Here is a 24,683-nt window from a genome sequence, read left to right on the forward strand (position 1 = left end):
CACTGCATTTCAGCGTCGGTGAGGATCATGACCATCAGGAATATCTGCATTTATGGTGCGGGCGCTCTCGGGGGCACGTTCGCGACGAAGATCGCGAACGGGCTCGGCGAGGAGGCCAATGTCTCGATCGTGGCGCGCGGCGCACATCTCGCCGCCATTCGCGACAAGGGCCTGACCGTCGAGCAGGGCGGCGATGCCGCGCCGCTCCATGCGCGTGTCACCGCCACCAGCGACCCGTCGGAACTGCCGAAACAGGACCTGATCATTACCGGTCTCAAGGGACACCAGCTTGGCGATGCGGCCGAGGGCCTTGCGAGCCTTCTCAAGGAACGCACCCGGGTCATCATGATCCTCAACGGCATTCCCTGGTGGTATTTCCATCGGGATTCCGGAAGCGGGCATGCGGAAAGACAGCTCCCGGAACTCGATCCGGAGGGCAAGCTCTGGCGGCTGGTCGGTCCGGAACGGGTCATCGGCTGCGTCGCCTATCAGGGGGCGGAGGTGACCGAACCCGGCACCATCCGCCTCAATGGCGACGGCCGCTTTTTCCTCGGCGAACCATCCGGCGAGCTTTCGCCGGACCTGGTGTCGATCTCCGAACTTCTCGGCCGTGCCGGGCTCAACATCATCCCGACCCCGCGGATCCGCGACGAGATCTGGACCAAACTGATGGGCAACGCCGCCTATAACCCGATCAGCGCGCTTACCCGCGGCCGGATGAACAGCATCATGGAAAATGCAGCGCTGGTCGCGCAGGTCGGCAAGGTGATGGCGGAAACCAGGGCCGTCGGCGAGGCGCTTGGCGCGGCCTTCAGCCGAAGCCTCGAAGAACAGCTTGGCCGGTCGGGCGGTTTCGGCCCGGTCAGGACCTCGATGCTGCAGGACCTGCTTGCCGGAAAGGCGCTGGAGATCGTTCCGCTGACCGGCATGGTGGTGGCGCTTGGCAAGCTCGCCGGCGTGCCGACCCCGACCTGCGAAACAGTGCTGGCGCTGACGCTGCAGCTCGACCGCGAAAACCTCAGAAACTGATTCAAGTGTTTCTGAACGGGAATCCGCAGATGCCGGCAAGTGGTTGAAATCGAAGCTATGCCGGCCTTTCGGCCGGCATAGCTTTTATTGCGGTTTTCACTTCTTCACCTGCTCCGCCCAGTTCGGCGCATTGCTCTTGCCGTCCAGGAAGGGCAGCACGGTCGGCGCCAGGGCCGGCGATGCGAATGCCTCGTAATGGGTGAGATCGGGCAGGATCGCCAGCCGGTTCTTCGGCATGTTCTCACGCATCCAGCCGGCATCCTTCAGGCCGCCGCCGAGCTTCTGGTAAAACTCGACGATATGCTCCGGGCGCACCATGTCGCTGTCGCCGAAGACCAGCATGACCGGCATGGTCAACTTGGCGACCGCATCGGAGAAATCGTAGTCCCGGCGCATCAGGTCGCCCATGGCGTCGAGGAGCCGCGGGAATTCGGAGACATCCGGAGCCACGGCCTTGTAGGAGATGAACATCGGCGTGTCCTTCATCATCTCGGCCATGGCACCGGTGACGGACTCCTGCTGCGGGATCATTTCCGGAAAGAAGCCGCGTTTGGCAAACGGCGCCGAGGCGATGACGAGCCGCCGCACCTTTTCCGGCGCCTGAGCGGCCATCTGCAGCGCGATGCCGCCGCCCATGGAATAACCGAGCACATCGACCTGGCGGTAGCCGAGTTGTGAGACGACCCTGCCCATGTCGGCGCCCATGGCTTCTAGGCTGATCGGACGCTTGCCGAGAGGGGTGCGGCCATGGCCTTGGAGGTCAACGGCGATCACCTGGCGGTGCTCCGTCAGCGCCGGCATGATCGGGGCGAACATATCGACGGAGCCGAGACCACCATGGAGCAGCAGGAGCGGTTCGCCTTTCCCGCGGATCTCGTAATAATAGCTGATGCCGCCGGCCTCGACACGGCCCTTCTTCGATGGCTCGGCGGCGATTGCCTGCGGCGCGGCCGACTTCGGCTCCTGCGCTTCGGCGAATGCCGGAACGAGCGATGCGGCAAGGGCTGCGATTGCGGTGGCGATTATCCTGATCGACATGACGTCCTCCTCGGGGATCGGTGGTGATGCCCCAAGGACGGAGAGGAAGAGCCCGGGCCGACAATCCACGCTAAAAATTGTTCGCGCAAAGAAAATCCCGCCGCGAGGAGACGGCGGGACAGGCAGATTGGAGGTCAAAATATTATTCTTGTACGGCGGCTGCAGGGGATGAAAGCCGCCTGATAATCCTCGGCGCGGCATGGGGACTGTGCCGGCTGAAGATGGTCTTCAGAAACTAAACACACAGGTAGCCGCTAGGTTCCACCATTCGTTAACGACATTTTGTTAAGATTGATGAACTTCTATGCTGGCATCAATGAGGCAGGAATGGCCGTACCGAATTTCCGCTTTACCCACTACGATCTGAAACCGCAGCGGGCGGGGACGACGATCGAGGTGACGTTGAATGCGGTCAACAACGTGCGCCTGATGAACGCCGCCAACTTCCAGCGCTTTACCGAGCTTCTCGATTTCAAATATGTCGGCGGCATCGCCAAACGGTCCCCCATCCGCCTGGTGATCCCGGAGGCTGGCCACTGGCACGTCATCGTCGACATGGAAGGCCATCACGGGCTGGCGGAATCTTCCGTCAGGCTGATCGGCGCGCCGGCCAATGTCGTGGCCCAGAAACAGGCCTCCTGATCGGTTTCAGACGAGGGTCACTTCGGGTTTCGTTCCTTGCGAAGCTTGGCCCACCAGTCGAGCCGCTTGCGGATGTCACGCTCGAAGCCGCGCTCCGGCGGGTCGTAGAACGTCTGCCGGCCCATCTTTTCCGGAAAATAATCCTGACCTGAAAACGCGTCCGGCTCATCGTGGTCGTAGCGGTAACCGTCGCCATACCCCTCGCCCTTCATCAGCTTGGTCGGGGCATTGAGGATGTGCTTGGGCGGCAGGAGCGAACCGTTTTCCTTGGCGGCGCGGGTGGCAGCCTTGAAGGCGGTATAGACCGCGTTGGATTTCGGCGCGGTCGCCAGATAGACGCAGGCCTGCGCGAATGCCAGCTCGCCTTCAGGCGAACCGAGATAGTCATAGGCATCCTTGGCCGCATTGCAGACGACCAGCGCCTGCGGATCGGCAAGGCCGATATCCTCGACCGCCATGCGCACCAGCCGGCGGCCAAGATAAAGCGGGTCCTCGCCCGCATCGAACATGCGCGCCAGATAATAGAGTGCGGCATCCGGATCCGAGCCGCGCACCGACTTGTGGAGCGCCGAGATCAGATTGTAGTGGCCGTCCTGCGCCTTGTCGTAGACTGGGGCGCGGCGCTGGACGATCTGGGTGAGGCCGGTCGTATCGAAGACTTCCCCTTCCCGCGCGGCGCGCCAGACCTCTTCGGCGAGCGTCAGCACCGCGCGGCCGTCGCCATCGGCCATGCGGATGAGGCTGGCGCGTGCATCCTCATCAAGCGGCAGCGGCCTGCCCTCGGCCTGTTCGGCGCGGGCCAGAAGCTCGCTCAGGCTTTCCTCGTCGTGGCTGCGGAAGGTCAGCACCCGGGCACGTGACAGAAGAGCGGCGTTGAGTTCGAAGCTCGGGTTTTCGGTGGTGGCACCGACCAGGATGACGGTGCCATCCTCCATGACGGGCAGGAAACTGTCCTGCTGGGCGCGGTTGAAGCGATGTATCTCATCGACGAAGAGCAGCGTCTGGCGCCCGTCCATGCGGCGCAGGCGTGCGGTCTCGAAGACCTTCTTCAGGTCGGCTACGCCGGAAAAGATCGCCGATATCTGCTCGAAGGCGAGACCCGCCTCGCCGGAAAGCAGCCGCGCCACCGTGGTCTTGCCGGTGCCGGGCGGCCCCCAGAAAATCATCGAGCCGAGCGAGCCGCTATCGATCATCCGCCGCAGCGCACCGTCCTCGCCCGTCAGGTGCGGCTGCCCGGTGACTTCGGCAAGCGACTTCGGCCGCAGGCGATCGGCAAGCGGCCGCCGGTTGGCGACCTCTTCCGGAACCTTCGGCGCGAAGAGATCACCGCTCATCGGAAGAACTGCCTGATGCGCTGGCCGCCACGCTCGATCTCCACCCGCCAGAAGCCCGGATCGTCGCCGAGCATGGTTTCCATGCCCTTGGTGCTGGTGACGGCAGTGCCGTTCAGGGAGATGAGGATGTCCTTCGGCTCGAAACCGAGGCGGGCGGCGGGAGAGTTGCGCGTCACGTCGGTTACGACCACGCCGGTCTTTTCAGCCGGGATGCGCAGTTCGGTCGCAAGCTTCGGCGACAGGTTGGCCACGCGAAGGCCGGCAAACGGATTGCGCCCCTCGATCAGCCGCTCGTCGCGGGGCGTTGTTTCCGGGGCGGTGTTGAGCGCCAGGTTCACCTGCCGCTGGCCGTCGGCGGTCTGGATGGTCAGCACCGCCTGCCTGCCGAGACCGGCGGTGGTCAGCCGGTAACCGAGAGCATCGGGATGCTCGACCGAAATGCCGTTGACGGCAGTTACCACTTCGCCGGGCTTCAGGCCGGCCTTGTCCGCCGGTCCGCCTTCGACAACGCGTGTCACCAGCGCGCCGCGGGCGGTCTTGAGGCCGAGCGCTTCGGCCACATCCGAATTGACGGCATCGAAGCTCGCGCCGACGAAGGGGCGTTCGAAGCTCGTCTTGCCTGCGGCAGCCGTGGCGAGGAAGACTTTCACGAGATTGGCGGGGATCGCGAACCCGATGCCATTAGAGCCGCCGCCGCGCGAAAAGATCGCGGTGTTGATGCCGATCAGCTCGCCGTTCATGTTCATCAGCGCGCCGCCGGAATTGCCCGGGTTGATCGAGGCGTCGGTCTGGATGAAGAAGCCGAAATCGCCGGTAGTGACCTGGTTACGGGCAAGTGCGGAGACGATGCCGCTCGTCACCGTCTGGCCGACGCCGAACGGGTTGCCGATCGCAAGCACCAGATCGCCTACTTCGGTGCGATCGGAATCACCGATGGCGAGAACCGGAAAAGGCTCCTTCGACTTGATGCGCAGCACGGCCAGGTCGATGCTCGCGTCCTTCAGCACCACGTCACAGGGGAATTCGCGGCCGTCGGCGAGCGCGATCTTGATATCGTCGGCACCTTCGATCACGTGGTTGTTGGTAACGACGAGCCCATCTGCCGCAAGAATGACGCCGGAGCCGAGCGACGACTGCTTTTCCGAACGGTTCGGCATGCGCTGGCCGAAGAACTGCTCGAAGAAGGGGTCCCCCGCAAACGGATTGAGACGCTGCACGACCCGTTCGGCATAGACGTTGACGACGGCGCCGGCCGTCTGCTTAACCAGTGGCGAGAAGGAGAGCTGCATTTCCTGACGGCTCTGCGGCACCACCTTTTCCTGGGCGAGTGCCGCAACAGGCATCAGAAGAACAAGAGCGAGAAGGCCGGTCGACACGCGTTTCGGCATGGTCAGCATGTAAGTCCTCATTTGAGAAAAATCCGGATCGATTTGTAGCGCGCCACGCTAGAAAGGAAAGGTGGCGGAACAACGGAAATTGTGGCGAAAACCGTCAAGCTTTCCTCCCTATATAGGGTCGAGATCGGGAGAAGAACATTGAACTGGCTGGCAGGCATGAAAGGTTGGGCGAAACGGCTGAAACGCGACGTTCTGGCGTTGTGGCTCGCCGCGCGCGACCGCCGCGTGCCGGGGCATGCCAAGCTGGTCGCCGGCGCGGTCGCGGCCTACGCGCTGTCGCCGATCGACCTCATTCCCGATTTCATTCCCGTTCTCGGTTATCTCGACGATCTGCTGATCGTGCCGCTCGGCATCGCGCTTGCCATCAGGCTGGTCCCCGCGCCGCTGATGAGCGAGTTCCGCGCCAAGGCCGAGCGTTGGGCCGAACGCCCCACCAGCCGCACCGGCTTCGCCTTCATCCTTTTCATCTGGTTCTCCTGTCTCGTCTTCGCTCTGTGGAGCCTCTGGGAACTGAGCTGATCTCCAGGCGTTCCGACTGGAGATCAGGAGTGCAGCCATGAGATGTTTTACCATCGCCATCGCCTTGACGAGCCTTCTCGGCCTGACGCTCTCAGGCTCGCCCCGAACTGCAACTGCTGCGAGTTTCGACTGCGAGCGGGCAAACCTTGCGGCCGACGAGAAGGTGATCTGCGACACCCGCACGCTCAACGATGCCGACGTGAAAATGGTCACCACCTTCGACATCCTCACCAGCCTGATGGCGATGGGAAACCGTGGCAAACTGCAGGACGAACAGAGCGCCTGGCTGAAGAGGCGGCAGGCCTGTGGCGAGGATGTCGAATGCCTCCGGGCGGCCTATGGCGAGAGGCTAAAGCAGTTGGATGAGGCCTACAAGAATTTGAACCGGCCGCTTTGAGGGCATCCCGGGCGGATCGTTGATTTTACGAAACCGACACACCCGAAGGATGCATCCGTGCTATTGTTCGCCCGTCTATAGACGCGGGGGACCATCATGAAGGCTTTCAAGATCACATCGTGGAATGTTGAGTGGCTGATCGATTCTTTCAGTGTCGTGACTGGAAAGGCGAAGGAAAAATCGAAAACGTTCTCCGGCCGTCGCCCGTCAATGGTCGATGCGCAGGCAAAGCTGCAGGCTCTCCGCAGCGAGATATTGGCGATCGACGCGGACGTGCTTTTCCTGATCGAAGCGATCCGAGGCGCCGATGCGATGTTGGAATTCTGCAGGACCTACCTTCCCGAATACCAGCTCATCGTCCATCCTGCCGGAGACGATAGGGCGTACGGCATTCTGGGCGAGCAATGGATGTGGTTTCTCGTCAAGCCGGAATTGGCTGCGGCGACGGAAGCCCACCTGCTCGATCTTACGGTCTGGAAATCCTATAGCGCCGCGGTAGCCTTCCGCCCGCAGGCCGACGGCAAATGGGTGTTTTCCGCACCCCAGCTGATCGAGTCGAGCCAGACAGTTGGAAGCAATATCCGCCAGCAACATTCTCATTATCGCCACCCGCAGGTGCTGGTGATGACCTGGGAAGGGCGTCGGGTCGAGATCATCGGAGCGCATTTCAAGAGCAAGCATATCGGCATGGACGTGCCGGGGCGAGCTGCCGGTCAAACGGACAAGACATATTACGCGCGAGCCGACGTCAACTGGTTCATGGCCAATGCCCATCTTGCCCGCATCAAGCTGACGACTGAGGCGACGGATGTCCGTTACTATATCGACAAGCGCTTCGAGCAGGAGGAGTCGCCGATCATCTTCGTCATCGGCGATCTCAACGATGGCCCGGGTAAGGAGCTTATCGAGCGGGAATATCTGCTGCACGACCTGATCGGCGTCCTGCAGGGCGACATCTTCTTCGCACGGAAATTTCTCAACCATGCACTTTTCGATTACCCGCAGAATTTACGCTGGACGTCACAATTTCAAGACAAGCTGGATCCGGCCCGCTCGCCCAATATACTGCTAGACCATATCACGTTCACGGAAGCGCTGAGCCGCCTCGGCCTCGGGTCGCTTATCGTACATGCAAAGGCGGGGCTGGTGGAACATGAGATCCATGAGCGGATTAACGCGCTTCTGAGCGAAAAGGCGAAGACGAGCGACCATGCGCCCGTCAGCCTCATCGTCTCAAAACGCGATGCGACTCCAGCCGCGAACAAGTGAATCGGGCAACGAGACCCTTATTCCGGCAAGATCCGCACAGCGCCCTTGTCGGCACTCGCAGCAAATGCGGCGTAGGCCTTCAGTGCGGTGGTGACGTTGCGCTTGCGGGGCTGCGACGGCTTCCAGCCGGAGGCGTCCTGCTCTCTGCGGCGCTCGGCGAGTTCGGCGTCCGAAACGGCGAGGTTGATCGTGCGGTTCGGGATGTCGATCTCGATCTTGTCCCCTTCCCGCACCAGACCGATCGTGCCGCCATTGGCCGCTTCCGGCGAGGCGTGGCCGATCGACAGGCCCGAGGTGCCGCCGGAGAAACGGCCGTCGGTGATCAGAGCACAGGCCTTTCCGAGGCCCTTCGACTTCAGGTAGCTGGTCGGATAGAGCATTTCCTGCATGCCAGGGCCGCCCTTGGGGCCTTCGTAGATGATGACCACGACGTCGCCCGCGACAATCTCGTTGGATAGGATCGCCTTGACGGCGGCATCCTGGCTTTCGAAGACGCGAGCCGGACCGGTGAACTTCAGGATCGAGTCGTCGACGCCGGCCGTCTTCACGATGCAGCCGTCGATGGCGATATTGCCCTTGAGGACAGCAAGGCCGCCGTCTTTCGAGAACGGACGTTCGACGGAGCGGATGACGCCCGCCTCACGGTCGGTGTCGAGTTCGTCCCAGCGGGCTTCCTGGCTGAATGCCACCTGGGTCGGGATGCCGCCAGGTGCTGCGCGGAAGAAGTTGCGCACCATCTCGCTGTTGGTGCGGGTAATATCCCATCGGTCAATCGCATCGCCGAGCGTTTCGGCATGGACGGTGAAGCACTCGCGGTTGAGCAACCCGCCCTTGTCCAGCTCGCCGAGGATGGACATGATGCCGCCGGCACGGTGGACGTCTTCCATATGCACATCGGCCTTGGCCGGCGCGACCTTGGAGAGGCAAGGAACACGGCGCGAGAGCTGGTCGATGTCGTCAAGGTTGAAATCGACCTCGCCTTCGTAAGCCGCGGCAAGGATGTGAAGGACGGTGTTGGTGGAGCCGCCCATGGCGATGTCGAGCGTCATGGCGTTCTCGAAAGCCTGCTTGGTGGCGATCGAGCGCGGCAGGACGGAATAGTCTTCCTGCTCGTAGTGACGGCGAGCGATATCGACGATCAAGTGACCGGCCTCGACGAACAGGCGCTTGCGGTCGGCATGGGTTGCCAGAACCGAGCCATTGCCGGGCAGAGACAGGCCGAGCGCTTCGGTGAGGCAGTTCATCGAATTGGCGGTGAACATGCCCGAGCACGAGCCGCAAGTCGGACAGGCCGAGCGCTCGATGACCTTGACGTCCTCGTCGCTCATCTTGTCGTCGGCGGCCGCAACCATGGCGTCGATCAGGTCGAGCGAATGGGTCTTGCCCTTGAGCACCACCTTGCCGGCTTCCATCGGGCCGCCCGAGACGAAGACGGCCGGGATGTTGAGGCGCATCGCGGCATTGAGCATGCCGGGCGTGATCTTGTCGCAGTTGGAGATGCAGACCATGGCGTCGGCACAGTGGGCGTTGACCATGTATTCGACCGAGTCGGCGATGATTTCGCGCGAAGGCAGCGAATAAAGCATGCCGTCATGGCCCATGGCGATGCCGTCATCGACGGCGATCGTGTTGAATTCCTTGGCAACGCCGCCGGCCGCTTCGATCTCGCGGGCGACGAGCTGGCCCAAATCCTTCAGGTGCACGTGGCCGGGCACGAACTGGGTGAAGGAGTTCACCACGGCGATGATCGGCTTGCCGAAATCGCTGTCCTTCATGCCGGTCGCACGCCAAAGCCCGCGCGCGCCTGCCATGTTGCGGCCATGGGTCGTGGTTCTCGAGCGGTAAGCTGGCATGGTGTTGTCCTCGATCTCTTCTTGCGGGCCGGCACAGTCTACCGCTTTCGGGAGACGCGCGCAAAAGCCCGTGGTTTTGCGGCTTTCCTAGCGCAAAGCGCCCGGAGTGTCACTATCACGACAGGCCAAAGCGGTACGGTTGGGATACCTGCAGAAACCGAAATTGTGTTCCGGGCCTCGAACCTCTATATTGCCTTTAGGGCCGCTCGGAGAAAACAATGACCTCCATCATGTCTATCATCGTTCACGCCACCTGGGACGAGGAGGCCTCCGTGTGGGTCGCGACGAGCAACGATATCGAGGGGTTGGCCGTTGAAGCCGATACCATGGAAGAGCTTGAACCAAAGGTGAAAGCCGCGCTCGCCGACTTGATTGAGCTCAACGGCACCTCATCTCCGCTTCAGGAAATTCCCGTCTACATCATGTCGGAGCAGCTCTCCCGCATTCCCAACCCACGACGCGCCTGAACAATGGCCGGCTACCTTCGGGAATTGAAGGAGATGCTGGAAAAGGCCGGCTGTCATTACCACCGGCCCGGCAAGGGTGATCACGAAATCTGGTACAGCCCGATCACCAAACGCTATTTCACGGTGGACCATGGCGTGAAATCCCGTCACACCGCAAATGCCACTCTCAAGCAAGCCGGAGTTCCGAAAGCGTTCTGATCGGCCCTCACCTCTCCCGCAGTTCATCCGGATGGATGTCGAAGTGGTCGAGGATCATCTTGACGTTGCGGCGGTGCGATTTGAAGAATAGGTCGAAGACATCGCCGGCCAGCGGCACACTGCCGAGCACGGAGTCGGCGGCGACATTGCCGAGCATCCGGGTGAGCTTTGCGGGCGGCAGGCCGAGCCTTCGGGCTTCGTTGACGATGTAGAGGCCGACGAGCGCGCCGCCTGCATCGCCCACGAGCGGGATGAGGCCGAAGACGGAATCGGCGCCGAAACGGATGCGGGTGCCGGGAATGCCGATTGCCGTGTCCATCAACCGCGCGATGCCCGAAAGGCGGCGCAGGCGCCGTAATCTCTCAGTGCGGTCGGCGAGGGTCTCGTGGCTTCCGGCCTCCCACGTGCGTGCCGTCATCTGCAATCTCCTCCTGTCGGGCGAATGGCCCTGCGATGAGAACTGAAGAACCAGAAATGGGGTTCCATCGATCGCATTTCCATCCGCAAACCTGCCGTTTTTCACGCAAACGTGGTTCGAACCAATCTTCGCGCCGCTGTGAAACCTTTTGGTTCCGCGTTACGTATAGGAGCAAGAAGGCACTCGCTGCCGCAGAGGAGATTTTCGACATGCCCGCCTATCGTCCGCCGCATATCGCGGCTTCCGAAATCACCCCCCGCGATATCTACATCTCGCGCCGGAATTTTATGGGCGCGGCGGCCGGTGCCGGACTAGCCTTTGCGGGTGCAGACAGCGCGTTTGCCGCGCCGCTGTCTGCCAAGCCCAGCGCCTTCAAGCTGGACGAGACGCTGACGCCGAAGGAGGCGGTCACCACCTACAACAACTTCTACGAATTCGGCGTCAACAAGGAAGATCCTGCCGCCAATTCCGGCGACTTCAAACCGACGCCGTGGTCGGTGAAGGTGGATGGAATGGTCGGCAAGCCGAAGGAATTCGGGCTTGAGGAACTCATGAAGATGAGCCTCGAGGACCGCACCTACCGGATGCGCTGCGTCGAGGGCTGGTCGATGGTGATCCCATGGATCGGCTTCCCGCTTTCTACCCTTCTCGACCAGGTCGAGCCGCTCGGCAGCGCCAAATACGTGGCGTTCGAAACCGTGGTGCGGCCGGAGGAAATGCCGGGCCAGAAGGGCTTTTTCCAGCCGCTGCCCTGGCCCTATATCGAAGGCCTGCGTCTCGACGAGGCCCGCCATCCCCTGGCGATCCTCGCGGTCGGCCTTTACGGCGAAACGCTGCCGAACCCGAACGGCGCGCCGATCCGGCTCGTCGTGCCGTGGAAATACGGCTTCAAGAGCATCAAGTCGATCGTCAAGATTTCGCTGGTCGAGAAGCAGCCGGAAACCACCTGGAAGAACGCCAACGCCCGCGAATACGGCTTCTATTCCAACGTCAATCCGGCGGTCGACCACCCGCGATGGAGCCAAGCGACAGAACAGCGGATCGGCGAAGGCGGCTTCTTCGGCGCCAACCGCCGGCCGACCCTGCCTTTCAACGGTTACGCGGACCAGGTGGCGAGCCTCTATGACGGCCTGGACCTGAAGGCGAACTATTGAGAATGGCGAGCCTCCCCTCCCTGCCCCGCCGCTATCACAAGGCCAGCGTCTGGGCGCTCTACGTGATAGGGCTCGTTCCGGCTGCCTGGTACTTTTACCTCGGGCTGACCGGTGGCCTCGGCTTCAATCCGGTCAAGGAGTTCGAACATCAGCTCGGCATCTGGGCGCTGCGGTTCATCATCGCGACGCTCGCGATCACGTCGCTGCGCGATCTCGCCGGCATCAACTGGATACGTTATCGCCGGGCGCTTGGGCTGATCGCCTTCTATTACGTGCTGATGCATTTCTCGGTCTATCTGACGCTCGACCTGCGCTTCGATTTCGGCGCAGTCGGCGGCGATATCACCAAGCGGCCCTATATCACCATCGGGTTTGCCTGCCTGCTGATGCTGATCCCGCTTGCCGTCACCTCCAACAACTGGTCGATCCGCAAGCTCGCACAAGGCTGGAACAGGCTGCATAGGCTGATCTACATCATCGCCGCCGGCGGGGCGCTTCATTACGTGCTGGCGGTCAAATCGGTGACGCTGGTGCCGTTCATCCACATCGGGCTGATTGCCCTCCTCCTCGCCTACCGGGCCGTCAGGCGGCCATTCATGAACTGGAAACGCGGTAAGACCAAAGTAGCGCAGGTGGTGAGGCAGTAGGCCGTAGAAATTAGCCAAACGCCAGTCAACTCAGAACCGGAGTGGCTCATAGACGCGGGTCAGCGGGCCTTCGATTCGCGAGGCGGCGATCGATGAACGCCGCCGTCACGATACCGGCGACATAGGCGAGTATATTCCAGAGCGAAAACACGCGACCGAGCAGAAGCGCACCGGGGTTCGTCAGCCGGAATTCGTTCAGCCATGGCGTGTGATAGAGCCGGGAGAACTCCACGCTGGCGGCGATCACGACAGCGAAGGCGATGACCGGAACGGCCCGGGTGGAGTTCAGGAGAGCGGCAAGGGCCAGGTAGACCATCGCGCCCCAAAGAATCGAGCCTCCATATTTCACCACGAGGAACGGCAGACCGAGATCGTAGCCGAACCGGCGCAGGGCGAGGCCGACGGCAATCACCGCCACCGTCCCGGCAATCCGCAGGATGCGCCCCGAAGCCCGCTCACTCATCATCCATCCTTCGCCCAAGGTCACCAAACGCGAAAAAGCCGGGCGTTTCCACCCGGCCTTTTATTCCGACGATGCGGACAGGATTATGCGGCTTCGGCAGCGTCTGCTTCAGCGGCAACACGGGCCTTGTCGGCTGCGCCCTTGGCGTCGACATCGCGTTCAACGAACTCGATGACGGCCATGGCAGCGTTGTCGCCCTGGCGGAAGCCGGCCTTCATGATACGCAGGTAACCGCCGTTGCGGGTTGCGTAACGCGAAGCGATGGCGTCGAACAGCTTCTTGACGGCGTCCTGGTCCTGGATCTGCGAGATCGCCTGACGACGAGCGTGCAGGTCGCCGCGCTTGCCGAGGGTGACGAGCTTTTCAACGATCGGACGGATTTCCTTCGCCTTCGGAAGGGTCGTGACGATCTGCTCGTGGGTGATGAGCGAAGCCGCCATGTTGGCGAACATCGCCTTGCGGTGGCTGGCGGTACGATTGAGCTTGCGGCCGGCTACTCCGTGGCGCATGGCTATTCTCCTTTAATGCAGGTACCCATTCTTCTTAGGGCCTGCCGTTTCCTGGCACATACAGACATCCGGATCCTTGGACAAGGTGCCTGCTGTTTGACGGGGAAAGGCAGTCAAAACCTGCCTTCGTTGATTTCAGTACTGGTCTTCGTAACGCTTGGCGAGATCTTCGATGTTTTCCGGCGGCCAGGCGGGAACTTCCATACCAAGATGGAGGCCCATGGATGCCAGAACTTCCTTGATCTCGTTCAGCGACTTGCGACCGAAATTCGGAGTGCGCAGCATTTCCGCCTCGGTCTTCTGGATGAGATCGCCGATGTAAACGATGTTGTCGTTCTTCAGGCAGTTGGCCGAACGGACCGAAAGTTCCAGTTCGTCCACCTTCTTGAGAAGCGCCGGGTTGAACGCGAGTTCGGTAACCGACTCCTCTTCGACGTCCTTCTGCGGTTCGTCGAAGTTGACGAAGACCGAGAGCTGGTCCTGAAGGATGCGAGCGGCGAAGGCAACGGCGTCTTCACCCGTGACCGAGCCATCGGTTTCGATGGTCATGGTCAGCTTGTCGTAGTCGAGAACATGGCCTTCGCGGGTGTTTTCCACCTTGTAGGACACTTTCTTGACCGGCGAATAGAGGCTGTCGACCGGGATGAGGCCGATCGGAGCATCTTCGGCACGGTTACGATCGGCCGGGACGTAACCCTTGCCGTTGTTGACCGTGAATTCCATACGGATCTCGGCGCCCTCGTCGAGGGTGCAGATGACATGGTGCGGGTTGAGGATCTCGATATCGCCAACCGTCTGAATGTCGCCGGCGGTTACCGAGCCCGGGCCCTGCTTGCGCACGACCATGCGCTTTGCGTCGTCGCCATCCATCTTGATGGCGATTTCCTTGATGTTGAGCACGATGTCCGTCACATCTTCCCGGACACCCGGGATGGAGGAGAACTCATGCAATACGCCATCGATCTGCACGGCGGTCACAGCCGCACCGCGCAAAGACGACAGAAGCACGCGACGAAGCGCGTTGCCGAGCGTCAGGCCGAAGCCGCGCTCGAGGGGTTCGGCAACCAGGGTTACCTTGGTACGGCCGGAGGAGGAGAATTCCACCTTGTTCGGCTTGATCAGTTCCTGCCAGTTCTTCTGGATCATCACTAAATACCTTCCGTTCGTTGCCACCATCCAATCGTGGCAACCGAGCATGAGGGGCACCGATCGGAACCATGTCCATCGGCGATATGGGTAAAGCCGCCGAACCTCCGCAGAGGGTCAGGCGGCTATTCCCGAGTTCAGACAGAGGCCGCCCATTCTCGATGTGAGATTCGGCAGCCCCTTCAATTTCCGACGATCAGACGCGGCGCTTCTTGCGCGGGCGGCAGCCGTTGTGCGGGATCGGGGTCACGTCACGGATGGAGGTGATCATGAAGCCGGCAGCCTGCAGAGCGCGCAGAGCCGATTCACGGCCGGAACCCGGGCCGCAGACTTCGACTTCCAGCGACTTCATGCCATGCTCCTGCGCCTTCTTGGCGCAGTCTTCGGCAGCGATCTGGGCAGCGAACGGGGTCGACTTGCGCGAACCCTTGAAGCCCTTTGCACCGGCAGACGACCAGGCAATCGCATTGCCCTGCGCGTCGGTGATGGTGATCATCGTGTTGTTGAAGGTAGAATTGACGTGGGCAACGCCCGACGTAATATTTTTACGCTCGCGTCTACGGACGCGGGTGGCTTCCTTGGCCATTTTATCCCTTTCGTTGATCTCTGCACCGCCGTAATTCCAGCGGCTCCACCTCAAGTAAGCAGTCGTTAGTCGTTAGTGAGCAGGACTAATCACTGCTCACTAATCACCGCTCACTTGAAAATTACTTCTTCTTACCAGCGATCGCCTTTGCCGGACCCTTGCGGGTGCGGGCATTGGTGTGCGTGCGCTGACCGCGAACCGGGAGGCCGCGGCGATGACGCAGGCCGCGGTAGCAGCCGAGGTCCATCAAACGCTTGATGTTCATCGCGGTATCGCGACGAAGGTCACCTTCGACCTGATAGTCGCGGTCGATGGTTTCGCGGATCTGCAGGATTTCCGAGTCCGTCAGCTGATGGACGCGCTTTTCAGCCGGAAGACCGACCTTCTCCATGATTTCCGATGCGAATTTCGGGCCGATCCCGTGAATGTAGGTCAGCGCGATGACAACGCGCTTCGCAGTCGGGATGTTGACGCCAGCGATACGTGCCACGCCTATTCTCCTTGTTCCAGTTGCCATCCGGCAAGTGGTACTTCTTCCATGAAAGCAGCCAGATCTATGGCCGCCAGTTCAAACACCATACGGAACAGGTCAAAACGACCGGTCTCGGATGTCCTTGCGGGAAATCCGCGCCGATCGCTAAAGCTGTCGCGAGTTGGCGCGGTGTTTAACGGAATCAGCGCTGAAATGCAACCGCTCCGCCCAAGATTCTTTAACAGATAGATGACGGCTCAAAGAGCCGCCAGGATATTTTCGATATCGGCCGTGACCTTGTCCATGTCGGCCATGCCGTCCACAGCCTTGAGCTTGCCCTTGGCGTGGTAATAACCGATCAGCGGCGAGGTTTCCTTGTAGTAGACCTCGAGGCGCTTGGTCATGGTCTCGGCATTGTCGTCGGGACGGCGCTTGAAATGCGTCGAACCGCACTTGTCGCAGACGCCTTCCTGGGACGGCTTCTTGTCCGTGTCGTGGTAGACCGTGCCGCACTGGGCGCAGGAATAGCGGCCGGAGACGCGACGCACGAGTTCCCTGTCGTCGACACGCAGTTCGATGACGACCGAAAGATCGAGACCCTTCGCCTTCAGCATCGCCTCGGTCGCATCCGCCTGCACCAGGGTGCGTGGGAAACCATCGAGGATGAAGCCGTTGGCGCAATCGGGCTGGTCGATACGCTCGGAGACGATCGCATTGACGATCTCGTCGGAGACAAGATTGCCGGCATCCATGACGGCCTTGGCGCGCTTGCCAACTTCCGTCTCGGCGGCGACCGCCGCACGCAGCATGTCGCCCGTGGAGAGCTGCGGGATACCGTGCTTCTCCACGATCCGCTGGGCCTGGGTCCCCTTACCCGCGCCCGGCGGCCCTAAAAGAATCAGTCTCATCGTCCCCTCTTTCCTCCGCGCAGTTTCGACTTCTTGATCAGACCCTCATACTGCTGCGCAATGAGGTGCCCTTGAATCTGTGCTACCGTATCGAGGGTTACACTGACAACAATCAAAAGCGAAGTCCCACCAAGGGCTAATGGCACGCCGCTGCGGGCCACGAGGAATTCCGGCAGGATGCAGACGAAGACAAGGTAGATAGCGCCGACGACCGTGATTCGGGTCAGCACGTAATCGATGTATTCGGCCGTGCGTTCGCCAGGACGGATGCCCGGAATGAAGCCGCCATGCTTCTTCAGATTGTCGGCGGTGTCCTTCGGATTGAAGACGATCGCCGTGTAGAAGAAGGCGAAGAAGGCAATCAGCAGGCCGTAAAGCAGCATGAACAGCGGCTGGCCGTGGCCGAGCGCCGAGATGATCATCGTCGCCCAGTCCGGCAGCCCGGCATTGCCGGCAAAGCCCGCAGCTGTCGCCGGCAGAAGCAGCAGCGACGAGGCGAAGATCGCCGGGATGACGCCCGAGGTGTTGAGCTTCAGCGGCAGGTGCGACGTATCGCCCTGGAACATGCGGTTGCCGACCTGGCGCTTCGGATACTGGATCAGAAGGCGGCGCTGGGCGCGCTCGACGAAAACGATGAGGGCGATGACGCCGATGGCCACCACGATAACGGTGAGAATCAGCGCAGTCGGAAGCGCACCGGTACGGCCAAGCTCCAACGTACCGGCCAGCGCGGTCGGAAGACCTGCGGCGATACCTGCGAAGATGATCAGCGAAATCCCGTTGCCGATACCGCGCGAGGTGATCTGCTCACCGAGCCACATCAGGAACATGGTGCCGCCGAGCAGCGTCACCACCGTCGAAATCTTGAAGAACCAGCCCGGATCCAGCACCAGGCCCTGGCCGCTCTCAAGGCCGGCTGCAATGCCATAGGCCTGCAGCGTGCCGAGCAGCACCGTGCCGTAACGGGTGTACTGGTTGATGATCTTGCGGCCGGCTTCGCCTTCCTTCTTGAGGTTCTCAAGCGAGGGGACGACCGAGGTCATCAGCTGCACTATGATCGATGCGGAAATATAGGGCATGATGCCGAGCGCGAAGATCGCCATGCGCTCCACTGCACCGCCCGAAAACATGTTGAAAAGTCCGAGGATGCCACCGGCCTGGCCGCGGAAGGCCTGCGCATAGGCTTCGGGGTTCAAGCCCGGAAGCGGAATATGGGTACCGAGGCGATACACGAGAAGTGCCGCGAGGGTAAACCAAAGCCGCTTCTTGAGATCCTCCGCTTTTGCGAAAGTCGCAAAATTCAGATTGGAGGCAAGTTGTTCCGCTGCAGAAGCCATGCAATTCTCCGCCTGACCAATTCTCCGGCGGCGGGGGAAATGCCGGGTCCGGAAAGCAGTCTAAAAATTCTGGTTCAAAAAACCGGGCGTGCGAGATTGCCAATGCAATCGGATGCCTCACCCTGTTTTCCGTATGATCCCGGTCAGGCGACCAACAGGATCGCTTCGGGATCGTGAGGCTCACATATGGAGATAAAATCGCCCGGTGTGAAGCACAAACCGGGCGATTTCAAAACGATTTATTCGGCCGCTGCTTCGGCTACGACGAGCAGCTTGATCGAAGCGCCGGCCTTTTCGATCTTCTCGACGGCAGCCTTGGAGGCGCCGGCAACTTCGATCGAAACCTTCGCCGTCAGCTCGCCGTCGGCGAGGAGACGAACGCCGTCCTTGGGGCGACGGATGACGCCGGCAGCCTTGAGGGCAGCAGCATCGATCGTTGCCTTCGGGTCGAGCTTCTTGGCATCAATCGCGGTCTGGATACGGCCGAGCGAAACGACGGCGTAGTCAGTCTTGAAGATGTTGGTGAAGCCGCGCTTCGGCAGGCGACGATAGATCGGCATCTGGCCGCCTTCGAAGCCCTTGATGGCGACGCCGGAACGGGCCTTCTGACCCTTCACGCCGCGACCACCGGTCTTGCCCTTGCCCGAACCGATACCGCGACCTACGCGGATACGGTCCTTGGAAGAGCCTTCGTTGTCCTTGATCTCATTCAGTTTCATGGTCGTTTCCTCCGTCTCACTTCTCGTCGACGACGCGAACGAGATGCTGGACAGCCCGGATCATGCCACGAACGGAAGGAGTATCTTCCAACGTACGGGTCCGGTGCATCTTGTTGAGGCCGAGACCGATCAGCGTCTGACGCTGCACGGCCGGGCGGCGGATGGGGCTACCGGTCTGCTCGACCGTAACCGTCTTCTTGGCTTCTGCCTGAGTGGCTTTCTTGGCCATTATCGCTCTCCTTATTCTTCCTGCGCATTGCCGGAAGCGGCGCGGCGAGTCTGCAGCGTTGCATACTTGATGCCGCGCTGAGCTGCTACGTCCTTCGGATGCACCTGATGCTTCAGGGCGTCGAACGTGGCGCGAACCATGTTGTAAGGGTTCGACGAACCGGTCGACTTGGCAACGACGTCGTGGACGCCGAGCGTTTCGAATACGGCGCGCATCGGACCGCCGGCGATGATGCCGGTACCAGCCTTGGCCGAGCGCAGCAGAACCTTGCCGGCGCCGTGACGGCCGTTGACATCGTGATGCAGCGTACGGCCATCACGCAGGGGAACGAAGATCAGATCGCGCTTTGCGCTTTCGGTCGCCTTGCGGATGGCTTCCGGCACTTCGCGTGCCTTGCCATGGCCGAAGCCGACGCGGCCCTTCTGGTCGCCGACGACGACGAGAGCTGCGAAACCAAAACGACGGCCGCCCTTGACGACCTTGGCGACGCGGTTGATCGCGACCAGCTTGTCTACGAATTCGCTATCGCGCTCTTCGCGGCTCTGGCGATCTTCGCGCTGGCCTCTTCTTTCTTGTGCCATTGTTCTTTTCCTTTTTCTTTTCCGGGTGCAATGGGCAATTTCCGGGAGCCAACCATCCCCTGCCCTCGAAGGACTAGGATGGAACGACTTATGAGTGCGGCGAACCGCTTTTCGCCCGCCTCCCCTATTCAGGGATGCGGGCGAAAGTTCTTAGAAGCTCAGGCCGCCTTCGCGGGCAGCTTCGGCCAGGGCCTTGATACGGCCGTGATAGATGAAGGCGCCGCGATCGAACACGACTTCCGTCACGCCGGCCTTGGTGGCGCGTTCCGCAACCAGCTTGCCGACAGCGGCGGCAGCCGCAACGTCAGCGCCGGTCTTCAGCGATGCGCGCAGACCAGCGTCGAGCGTGGAGGCGGCAGCAAGCGTGCGGCCGGCCACGTCGTCGATGACCTGGACATAGATGTTCTTGGACGAGCGATGAACCGACAGACGCGGACGGCCGTTTGCGACCTTCTTGATCTGGCGGCGAACACGGCTCGCACGCTTGGTGAGTGCTTCTTTTCTGGTTGCCATGATCCGTCGTCCTTACTTCTTCTTGCCTTCCTTGCGGACGATCCGTTCCTCAGCGTACTTGACGCCTTTGCCCTTGTAAGGCTCTGGACCGCGGTATTCACGGATCTCCGCGGCAACCTGACCGACCTGCTGCTTATTAATGCCGGTGACGATGATTTCCGTCGGCTTCGGCACGGCAATGGTGATGCCTTCCGGGGTCTGATAGACCACGTCGTGGGAAAAACCGAGAGCCAGCTGCAGGTTCTTGCCCTGCAGCGATGCGCGGTAACCAACGCCGTTGATTTCAAGCTTGCGCTCAAAACCGTCCTTCACACCCTTGAAGATGTTTTCGATCATCGTGCGGGACATGCCCCACTTCGAACGAGCATCCTTGCTGTCGTTGACCGGGGTCACCGAGACAGCGTTGTTTTCGAGTTCCAGCTTGATTTCGTCGTTTGCGACGAAGAAAAGCTCACCCTTCGGGCCCTTGGCAGTCACTTTCTGGCCATCAACAGTGGCCGTGATCCCTGCAGGAACCTGAACGGGCTTTTTACCGATACGAGACATGTTTCAATCCTGTCTGTTCGCTATGGAGTTCCCCTACCCTGTCTTAGAAGACAGAGCAGAGAACCTCACCACCAACGTTCTGTTCGCGAGCCTGGTGATCGGCCATCACGCCCTTCGGAGTCGAAAGGATGGTGATGCCGAGGCCGTTCGCGACCTGCGGAATGGACTTTACCGAGACATAGACCCGGCGGCCCGGCTTGGACACGCGGCCGATCTCACGGATCACCGACGCGCCTTCGTAGTACTTGAGTTCGATTTCGATCTCGGCCTTGCCGTTACCGAAGTCGATTTCCGAATAACCGCGGATATAGCCTTCAGCCTGCAGAACGTCGAGGACGCGGGCACGCAGCTTGGAAGCAGGCGTGGAAACGGTCGACTTGCGGCGGGCTGCGCCGTTGCGGATGCGGGTGAGCATATCGCCCAAGGGATCAGTCATGGTCATCTAACGATCTCCTTACCAGCTCGACTTGACGATGCCCGGCACCTTGCCGAGATTGCCGAGCTCACGAAGCGCGATACGCGACATCCTGAGCTTGCGATAGAAAGCGCGTGGGCGACCGGTGACTTCGCAACGGTTGCGGATACGCGTCTTCGAGCCATCGCGCGGCAGAGAAGCGAGCTTCAGGGTTGCCTTGAACCGTTCTTCGATCGAAAGTTCCTGGTTCATGATGGTTGCCTTCAGGGTCGCACGCTTGGCGGCCTGGTTGGCAACTGTCTTGCGGCGGCGCTTGTTCTTTTCAACTGCGCTGGTTTTCGCCATATGGGAGTTCCTTCTAAACGCTCGTCGTTACGGTTACTGGCGGAACGGGAAGTTGAACTCTTTCAAGAGAGCCCGTGCTTCGTCGTCCTTGGTAGCCGTCGTGCAAACGATGATGTCCATGCCCCACATCTGATCAACCTTGTCGTAGTTGATCTCTGGGAACACAATGTGCTCCTTGATGCCCATGGCGAAGTTGCCACGGCCGTCAAAGCTTTTCGGGTTCAAGCCACGAAAGTCGCGAACGCGCGGAAGCGCGATGTTGATCAGACGGTCCATGAATTCGTACATGCGGGCGCCGCGAAGCGTGACCTTTGCACCGATCGGCATGAATTCGCGAACCTTGAAGCCCGCGATGGAATTCCGCGCCTTGGTGATGATCGGCTTCTGGCCGGCAATGGCGGCCAAGTCGGCGGCAGCCACGGAAGGCTTCTTCGAGTCAGCCGTCGCTTCGCCGACACCCATGTTGATGACGATCTTGTCCAGCTTGGGGATCATCATGTCGTTTGCGAAGGAGAACTGTTCCTTCAGCGCGGCGCGGATACGGGAATTGTATTCCACCTTGAGCCGCGGCTCATACTTTGCCTCAGCCATCGATCACATCTCCCGTACGCTTGGCTACACGCACCTTCTTGCCGTCGATGACGGAGAAGCCAACGCGGGTCGGCTTGCCGTCTTTCGCGACGATCGCGATGTTCGACAGGTGAATGGACGCTTCCTTGTTGATGATGCCGGCTTCCTGCGTCTGAGACTGACGCTGGTGGCGCTTCACCATGTTGATGCCACGCACGACGGCGCGGTCTTCCTTCGGCATAACCTGGAGGACTTCGCCGGAGCGGCCCTTGTCCTTGCCAGCGAGTACGACGACGCTGTCGCCCTTCTTGATCTTGTTCATCGCATGAGCTCCTTACAGTACTTCCGGAGCCAGCGAGATGATCTTCATATGGTTCTTGGCGCGAAGTTCGCGCGGAACCGGTCCGAAGATACGGGTGCCGATCGGCTCTTTCTTGTTGTCGATGAGGACCGCTGCGTTGTTGTCGAAGCGGATGACGCTGCCGTCCGGACGACGGATGTCCTTGGCGGTACGCACAACAACCGCCTTCATCACGTCACCCTTCTTGACGCGGCCGCGCGGGATGGCTTCCTTGATCGAAACGACAATGATGTCGCCGATGGAAGCGTACTTGCGCTTGGAGCCGCCCAGCACCTTGATGCACATGACACGACGTGCGCCGGAATTATCCGCCACGTCGAGGTTTGTTTGCATCTGAATCATGTCAGGTCGCCTTTTTCTAATGACCGAAACGACCGGGCGTTAAAAACGCCCCGTTTCGGCTTATGGACAGAATCTCGTTGTGCGCGGGTGGGGTCTTGCCAAGGTGGTTTCCTTAAAAGGACCTTCCCTGCGCTCAAAGCAAAAGAACGCTCGTTTCCGAGCGTCCTGCGCCAGTGGGGTGCTTCTTACAGGATTCTGCGCCGGGCGCAAGGCCCAGACGCGGATCCGAAGCAAATTAAGCCTGGGCGGAAATGACCGTCCAGGTTTTGTCCTTGGAGATCGGCGCGCATTCCTCGATGGAAACGACGTCACCTACCTTGTACTGGTTGTTCTCGTCATGCGCCTTGTACTTCTTGGAACGGCGGACCGTCTTCTGAAGCAGCGGATGCGCGAAGCGGCGCTCGACCCGGACAACAACGGTCTTCTCGTTCTTGTCGGAAACTACGACGCCCTGCAGAATGCGTTTCGGCATATTATTTTTCCTTAGGCCTTGGCTTCTGCCGCCTTCTGGCGGGCAATGGTTTTCACGCGGGCGATGTCCTTGCGGACTTCGGTGATGCGCGAGGACTTTTCGAGCTGGCCGGTTGCCTTCTGGAAGCGCAGGTTGAACTGCTCCTTCTTCAGGTCGGCGAGCTTGTCCTTGAGCTGATCGGCCGTGAGGCCGCGAACGTCTTCGGCTTTCATGTGCCTTGCTCCTTACTCTGCGATGCGCTGTACGAAGCGCGTCTTGACCGAGAGCTTGGCAGCACCGAGACGAAGCGCCTCGCGGGCGAGCTCCTCGGAAACACCGTCGATCTCGAACATCATGCGACCGGGCTTGACCTTGCAGGCCCAGTATTCGACGCCGCCCTTACCCTTACCCATGCGGACTTCGGTCGGCTTTGCGGTGACCGGAACGTCCGGGAACACGCGGATCCAGACACGGCCGGCGCGCTTCATCGCGCGGGTGATCGCGCGGCGGGCCGCTTCGATCTCGCGGGCGTTGACGCGGTTGGGTTCCTGGGACTTCAGACCAAATTCACCGAAGGCCAGGTCGAAGCCGCCCTTGGCCACACCCTTGATGCGACCCTTGAACTGCTTGCGGTACTTGGTACGCTTTGGCTGCAACATTTTCTTACTTCTCCGAGCTTATCTTTCGCCAGCGTTGATCAAGCGTTTTCGCGGCGGCGATCGCCACGGTCACCACGATCGCCGCGTTCGCGGCTTGCGGGACCCTGGGCATCGCCTTCCATGGCGCGACGTTCAGAAGCCATCGGATCATGCTCAAGGATTTCGCCCTTGAAGATCCAGACCTTGATACCGCAGATGCCGAATGCGGTTTCGGCTTCCGCCGTACCGTAGTCGATGTCTGCACGCAGCGTATGAAGCGGAACGCGACCTTCGCGGTACCATTCGGTACGGGCGATTTCAGCACCGCCGAGACGGCCGGCGCAGGTGATCTTGATGCCTTCGGCACCGAGACGCATGGCCGACTGAACGGCACGCTTCATCGCACGGCGGAAAGCCACGCGACGCTCGAGCTGCTGGGCGATCGACTGGGCGACGAGCGTCGAGTCGATTTCCGGCTTGCGCACTTCAACGATGTTGAGATGCGTTTCCGAATTGGTCATCGTCGCGATCTTCTTGCGAAGCTTCTCGATGTCAGCGCCCTTCTTGCCGATGATCAGGCCCGGGCGAGCCGAGTGGATCGTGACGCGGCACTTCTTGTGCGGACGCTCGATGACCACCTTGGCGATACCGGCCTGCTTCAGTTCCGACATCAGGTAGGCGCGGATCTTCAGGTCCTCATGGAGGAGCTGACCGTATTCCGCGTTGTCGGCGAACCAACGGCTGTCCCAGGTGCGGTTAATGCCGAGGCGGAAACCGATCGGATTAATTTTCTGGCCCATTATGCAGCCTCCCCTTTTTCCTCGACTTCGCGAACGACGATCGTCAGATGCGAGAAAGGCTTCTCGATCCGCGATGCACGGCCGCGGCCACGAGCGTGGAAGCGCTTCATCACGATCGACTTGCCTACATAGGCTTCCGAAACGATCAACGCGTCGACGTCGAGGTCATGGTTGTTTTCGGCATTGGCGATTGCAGACTCGAGGGTCTTCTTCACGGTGCCGGCGATGCGCTTGCGCGAGAATTCGAGTTCTGCAAGCGCGCGTTCCACCTTCTTGCCGCGGATCATGGCGGCAACGAGGTTCAGCTTCTGGGGGCTGACGCGGAGCGTACGCGCAACTGCCTGCGCCTCGTTATCCTTCAGCCGGCGTTCGGTCTTAGCCTTCGCCATG

General features: G+C 60.8%; 36 protein-coding genes. 9 read left to right on the plus strand and 27 right to left on the minus strand.

Going from position 1 to position 24,683, the window contains the following annotated elements; genetic code table 11:
* Positions 1-27 precede the first annotated feature (27 nt).
* A complete protein-coding gene (locus tag C5J24_RS16765) occupies positions 28-1,029 on the plus strand; it encodes a ketopantoate reductase family protein (protein WP_105401092.1) in 1,002 nt (333 codons plus the stop codon).
* Positions 1,030-1,125: 96 nt separating this feature from the next.
* Here C5J24_RS16765 and C5J24_RS16770 read toward each other — a convergent pair whose 3' ends face one another.
* A complete protein-coding gene (locus tag C5J24_RS16770) occupies positions 1,126-2,067 on the minus strand; it encodes an alpha/beta fold hydrolase (protein ID WP_105419423.1) in 942 nt (313 codons plus the stop codon).
* A gap of 327 nt (positions 2,068-2,394) precedes the next feature.
* Between C5J24_RS16770 and C5J24_RS16775 the strand changes: the two genes are divergently transcribed.
* Entirely contained in the window at positions 2,395-2,709 is a 315-nt protein-coding gene (locus tag C5J24_RS16775) for a DUF1883 domain-containing protein (protein WP_037084690.1), read from the plus strand.
* 17 nt (positions 2,710-2,726) lie between these two features.
* Here the strand turns inward: C5J24_RS16775 and C5J24_RS16780 are convergent, their stop codons facing one another.
* Positions 2,727-4,043 (minus strand): replication-associated recombination protein A, encoded by a 1,317-nt coding sequence (locus C5J24_RS16780; RefSeq protein ID WP_105401089.1) that lies wholly within the window; start codon positions 4,041-4,043, stop codon positions 2,727-2,729.
* Positions 4,040-5,440: a DegQ family serine endoprotease gene (locus tag C5J24_RS16785; RefSeq protein ID WP_105401088.1), complete on the minus strand. Its 1,401-nt coding sequence runs from the start codon at positions 5,438-5,440 to the stop codon at positions 4,040-4,042. The genes C5J24_RS16780 and C5J24_RS16785 overlap by 4 nt, the downstream gene beginning before the upstream one ends.
* Positions 5,441-5,578: 138 nt before the next feature.
* On the opposite strand from C5J24_RS16785, the gene C5J24_RS16790 reads away from it, so the two are divergent.
* The 3 genes from C5J24_RS16790 (at position 5,579) to C5J24_RS16800 (ending at position 7,625) form a co-directional block, all read left to right on the plus strand.
* The gene (locus C5J24_RS16790) at positions 5,579-5,959 is read left to right on the plus strand and encodes a YkvA family protein (RefSeq protein WP_371674473.1); all 381 of its coding nucleotides are present in this window, start codon (positions 5,579-5,581) and stop codon (positions 5,957-5,959) included.
* A 37-nt stretch (positions 5,960-5,996) separates the two neighbouring features.
* Entirely contained in the window at positions 5,997-6,356 is a 360-nt protein-coding gene (locus C5J24_RS16795) for a lysozyme inhibitor LprI family protein (protein WP_105419425.1), read from the plus strand.
* Between the two features lie 96 nt (positions 6,357-6,452).
* Entirely contained in the window at positions 6,453-7,625 is a 1,173-nt protein-coding gene (locus C5J24_RS16800) for an endonuclease/exonuclease/phosphatase family protein (protein WP_105419427.1), read from the plus strand.
* 17 nt (positions 7,626-7,642) lie between these two features.
* On the opposite strand, the gene ilvD is transcribed toward C5J24_RS16800, so the two are convergent.
* Positions 7,643-9,478, minus strand: coding sequence for a dihydroxy-acid dehydratase (gene ilvD / locus C5J24_RS16805; RefSeq protein WP_105419429.1), 1,836 nt, complete (start codon positions 9,476-9,478; stop codon positions 7,643-7,645).
* A 218-nt stretch (positions 9,479-9,696) separates the two neighbouring features.
* Here ilvD and C5J24_RS16810 point away from each other — a divergent pair, with 218 nt between their 5' ends.
* A complete protein-coding gene (locus tag C5J24_RS16810; protein WP_052754766.1) occupies positions 9,697-9,945 on the plus strand; it encodes a DUF1902 domain-containing protein in 249 nt (82 codons plus the stop codon).
* Between the two features lie 3 nt (positions 9,946-9,948).
* Complete coding sequence (locus C5J24_RS16815) at positions 9,949-10,143, plus strand: type II toxin-antitoxin system HicA family toxin (protein ID WP_105419431.1); 195 nt, start codon at positions 9,949-9,951, stop codon at positions 10,141-10,143.
* 7 nt (positions 10,144-10,150) lie between these two features.
* Here C5J24_RS16815 and C5J24_RS16820 read toward each other — a convergent pair whose 3' ends face one another.
* A complete protein-coding gene (locus C5J24_RS16820; RefSeq protein ID WP_105419433.1) occupies positions 10,151-10,561 on the minus strand; it encodes a DUF4112 domain-containing protein in 411 nt (136 codons plus the stop codon).
* A 209-nt stretch (positions 10,562-10,770) separates the two neighbouring features.
* Here C5J24_RS16820 and msrP point away from each other — a divergent pair, with 209 nt between their 5' ends.
* Positions 10,771-11,715 carry a protein-methionine-sulfoxide reductase catalytic subunit MsrP gene (gene msrP / locus C5J24_RS16825; RefSeq protein ID WP_105419435.1) on the plus strand — a complete coding sequence of 315 codons (945 nt, stop codon included), beginning with the start codon at positions 10,771-10,773 and terminating at the stop codon, positions 11,713-11,715.
* 2 nt (positions 11,716-11,717) lie between these two features.
* Positions 11,718-12,362: a protein-methionine-sulfoxide reductase heme-binding subunit MsrQ gene (gene msrQ, locus C5J24_RS16830; RefSeq protein WP_105419437.1), complete on the plus strand. Its 645-nt coding sequence runs from the start codon at positions 11,718-11,720 to the stop codon at positions 12,360-12,362.
* Positions 12,363-12,408: 46 nt separating this feature from the next.
* Here the strand turns inward: msrQ and C5J24_RS16835 are convergent, their stop codons facing one another.
* The 22 genes from C5J24_RS16835 to rplV form a co-directional block, all read right to left on the minus strand.
* Positions 12,409-12,825, minus strand: coding sequence for a DUF2809 domain-containing protein (locus tag C5J24_RS16835; RefSeq protein WP_245446669.1), 417 nt, complete (start codon positions 12,823-12,825; stop codon positions 12,409-12,411).
* An 83-nt stretch (positions 12,826-12,908) separates the two neighbouring features.
* Complete coding sequence (rplQ, locus tag C5J24_RS16840; RefSeq protein WP_007766870.1) at positions 12,909-13,334, minus strand: 50S ribosomal protein L17; 426 nt, start codon at positions 13,332-13,334, stop codon at positions 12,909-12,911.
* A 135-nt stretch (positions 13,335-13,469) separates the two neighbouring features.
* Complete coding sequence (locus C5J24_RS16845) at positions 13,470-14,480, minus strand: DNA-directed RNA polymerase subunit alpha (RefSeq protein ID WP_105419441.1); 1,011 nt, start codon at positions 14,478-14,480, stop codon at positions 13,470-13,472.
* 196 nt (positions 14,481-14,676) lie between these two features.
* Positions 14,677-15,066 carry a 30S ribosomal protein S11 gene (rpsK, locus tag C5J24_RS16850; protein ID WP_007766864.1) on the minus strand — a complete coding sequence of 130 codons (390 nt, stop codon included), beginning with the start codon at positions 15,064-15,066 and terminating at the stop codon, positions 14,677-14,679.
* Between the two features lie 121 nt (positions 15,067-15,187).
* Positions 15,188-15,556, minus strand: coding sequence for a 30S ribosomal protein S13 (rpsM, locus tag C5J24_RS16855; RefSeq protein ID WP_024164297.1), 369 nt, complete (start codon positions 15,554-15,556; stop codon positions 15,188-15,190).
* A gap of 239 nt (positions 15,557-15,795) precedes the next feature.
* Complete coding sequence (locus C5J24_RS16860; RefSeq protein WP_105401080.1) at positions 15,796-16,446, minus strand: adenylate kinase; 651 nt, start codon at positions 16,444-16,446, stop codon at positions 15,796-15,798.
* Positions 16,443-17,783: a preprotein translocase subunit SecY gene (secY, locus tag C5J24_RS16865; protein ID WP_046605438.1), complete on the minus strand. Its 1,341-nt coding sequence runs from the start codon at positions 17,781-17,783 to the stop codon at positions 16,443-16,445. Before secY ends, C5J24_RS16860 begins: the two co-directional genes overlap by 4 nt.
* Positions 17,784-18,022: 239 nt before the next feature.
* Positions 18,023-18,502, minus strand: a complete 480-nt coding sequence (rplO, locus tag C5J24_RS16870; protein WP_046605439.1) for a 50S ribosomal protein L15 — start codon at positions 18,500-18,502, stop codon at positions 18,023-18,025.
* A gap of 16 nt (positions 18,503-18,518) precedes the next feature.
* Complete coding sequence (gene rpmD / locus C5J24_RS16875; protein WP_037084714.1) at positions 18,519-18,731, minus strand: 50S ribosomal protein L30; 213 nt, start codon at positions 18,729-18,731, stop codon at positions 18,519-18,521.
* An 11-nt stretch (positions 18,732-18,742) separates the two neighbouring features.
* Positions 18,743-19,312, minus strand: coding sequence for a 30S ribosomal protein S5 (gene rpsE, locus C5J24_RS16880; protein ID WP_038542164.1), 570 nt, complete (start codon positions 19,310-19,312; stop codon positions 18,743-18,745).
* Between the two features lie 150 nt (positions 19,313-19,462).
* Positions 19,463-19,825, minus strand: a complete 363-nt coding sequence (rplR, locus tag C5J24_RS16885; RefSeq protein WP_037084721.1) for a 50S ribosomal protein L18 — start codon at positions 19,823-19,825, stop codon at positions 19,463-19,465.
* Between the two features lie 12 nt (positions 19,826-19,837).
* Positions 19,838-20,371, minus strand: coding sequence for a 50S ribosomal protein L6 (rplF, locus tag C5J24_RS16890; RefSeq protein WP_038585850.1), 534 nt, complete (start codon positions 20,369-20,371; stop codon positions 19,838-19,840).
* A 43-nt stretch (positions 20,372-20,414) separates the two neighbouring features.
* Positions 20,415-20,813, minus strand: coding sequence for a 30S ribosomal protein S8 (gene rpsH / locus C5J24_RS16895; RefSeq protein WP_038542158.1), 399 nt, complete (start codon positions 20,811-20,813; stop codon positions 20,415-20,417).
* Between the two features lie 12 nt (positions 20,814-20,825).
* On the minus strand, positions 20,826-21,131 hold the full coding sequence (rpsN, locus tag C5J24_RS16900; protein WP_007770129.1) for a 30S ribosomal protein S14: 306 nt from the start codon (positions 21,129-21,131) through the stop codon (positions 20,826-20,828).
* 33 nt (positions 21,132-21,164) lie between these two features.
* Positions 21,165-21,722 (minus strand): 50S ribosomal protein L5, encoded by a 558-nt coding sequence (gene rplE, locus C5J24_RS16905; protein ID WP_046605440.1) that lies wholly within the window; start codon positions 21,720-21,722, stop codon positions 21,165-21,167.
* A complete protein-coding gene (rplX, locus tag C5J24_RS16910) occupies positions 21,715-22,023 on the minus strand; it encodes a 50S ribosomal protein L24 (protein WP_105419443.1) in 309 nt (102 codons plus the stop codon). Before rplX ends, rplE begins: the two co-directional genes overlap by 8 nt.
* A 12-nt stretch (positions 22,024-22,035) precedes the next feature.
* On the minus strand, positions 22,036-22,404 hold the full coding sequence (rplN, locus tag C5J24_RS16915; protein ID WP_007770138.1) for a 50S ribosomal protein L14: 369 nt from the start codon (positions 22,402-22,404) through the stop codon (positions 22,036-22,038).
* 235 nt (positions 22,405-22,639) lie between these two features.
* Entirely contained in the window at positions 22,640-22,876 is a 237-nt protein-coding gene (gene rpsQ / locus C5J24_RS16920; RefSeq protein WP_038585841.1) for a 30S ribosomal protein S17, read from the minus strand.
* Between the two features lie 11 nt (positions 22,877-22,887).
* A complete protein-coding gene (gene rpmC, locus C5J24_RS16925) occupies positions 22,888-23,088 on the minus strand; it encodes a 50S ribosomal protein L29 (protein ID WP_007770142.1) in 201 nt (66 codons plus the stop codon).
* 12 nt (positions 23,089-23,100) lie between these two features.
* Positions 23,101-23,514, minus strand: a complete 414-nt coding sequence (gene rplP, locus C5J24_RS16930) for a 50S ribosomal protein L16 (protein WP_007770145.1) — start codon at positions 23,512-23,514, stop codon at positions 23,101-23,103.
* Between the two features lie 38 nt (positions 23,515-23,552).
* The gene (gene rpsC, locus C5J24_RS16935; protein WP_007770147.1) at positions 23,553-24,293 is read right to left on the minus strand and encodes a 30S ribosomal protein S3; all 741 of its coding nucleotides are present in this window, start codon (positions 24,291-24,293) and stop codon (positions 23,553-23,555) included.
* Positions 24,293-24,682: a 50S ribosomal protein L22 gene (rplV, locus tag C5J24_RS16940; protein ID WP_007770149.1), complete on the minus strand. Its 390-nt coding sequence runs from the start codon at positions 24,680-24,682 to the stop codon at positions 24,293-24,295. The genes rpsC and rplV overlap by 1 nt, the downstream gene beginning before the upstream one ends.
* Position 24,683 lies beyond the last annotated feature (1 nt).

Origin of the sequence: Neorhizobium sp. T25_27 (assembly GCF_002968565.1) — a bacterium.
Lineage (GTDB): Bacteria > Pseudomonadota > Alphaproteobacteria > Rhizobiales > Rhizobiaceae > Neorhizobium > Neorhizobium tomejilense.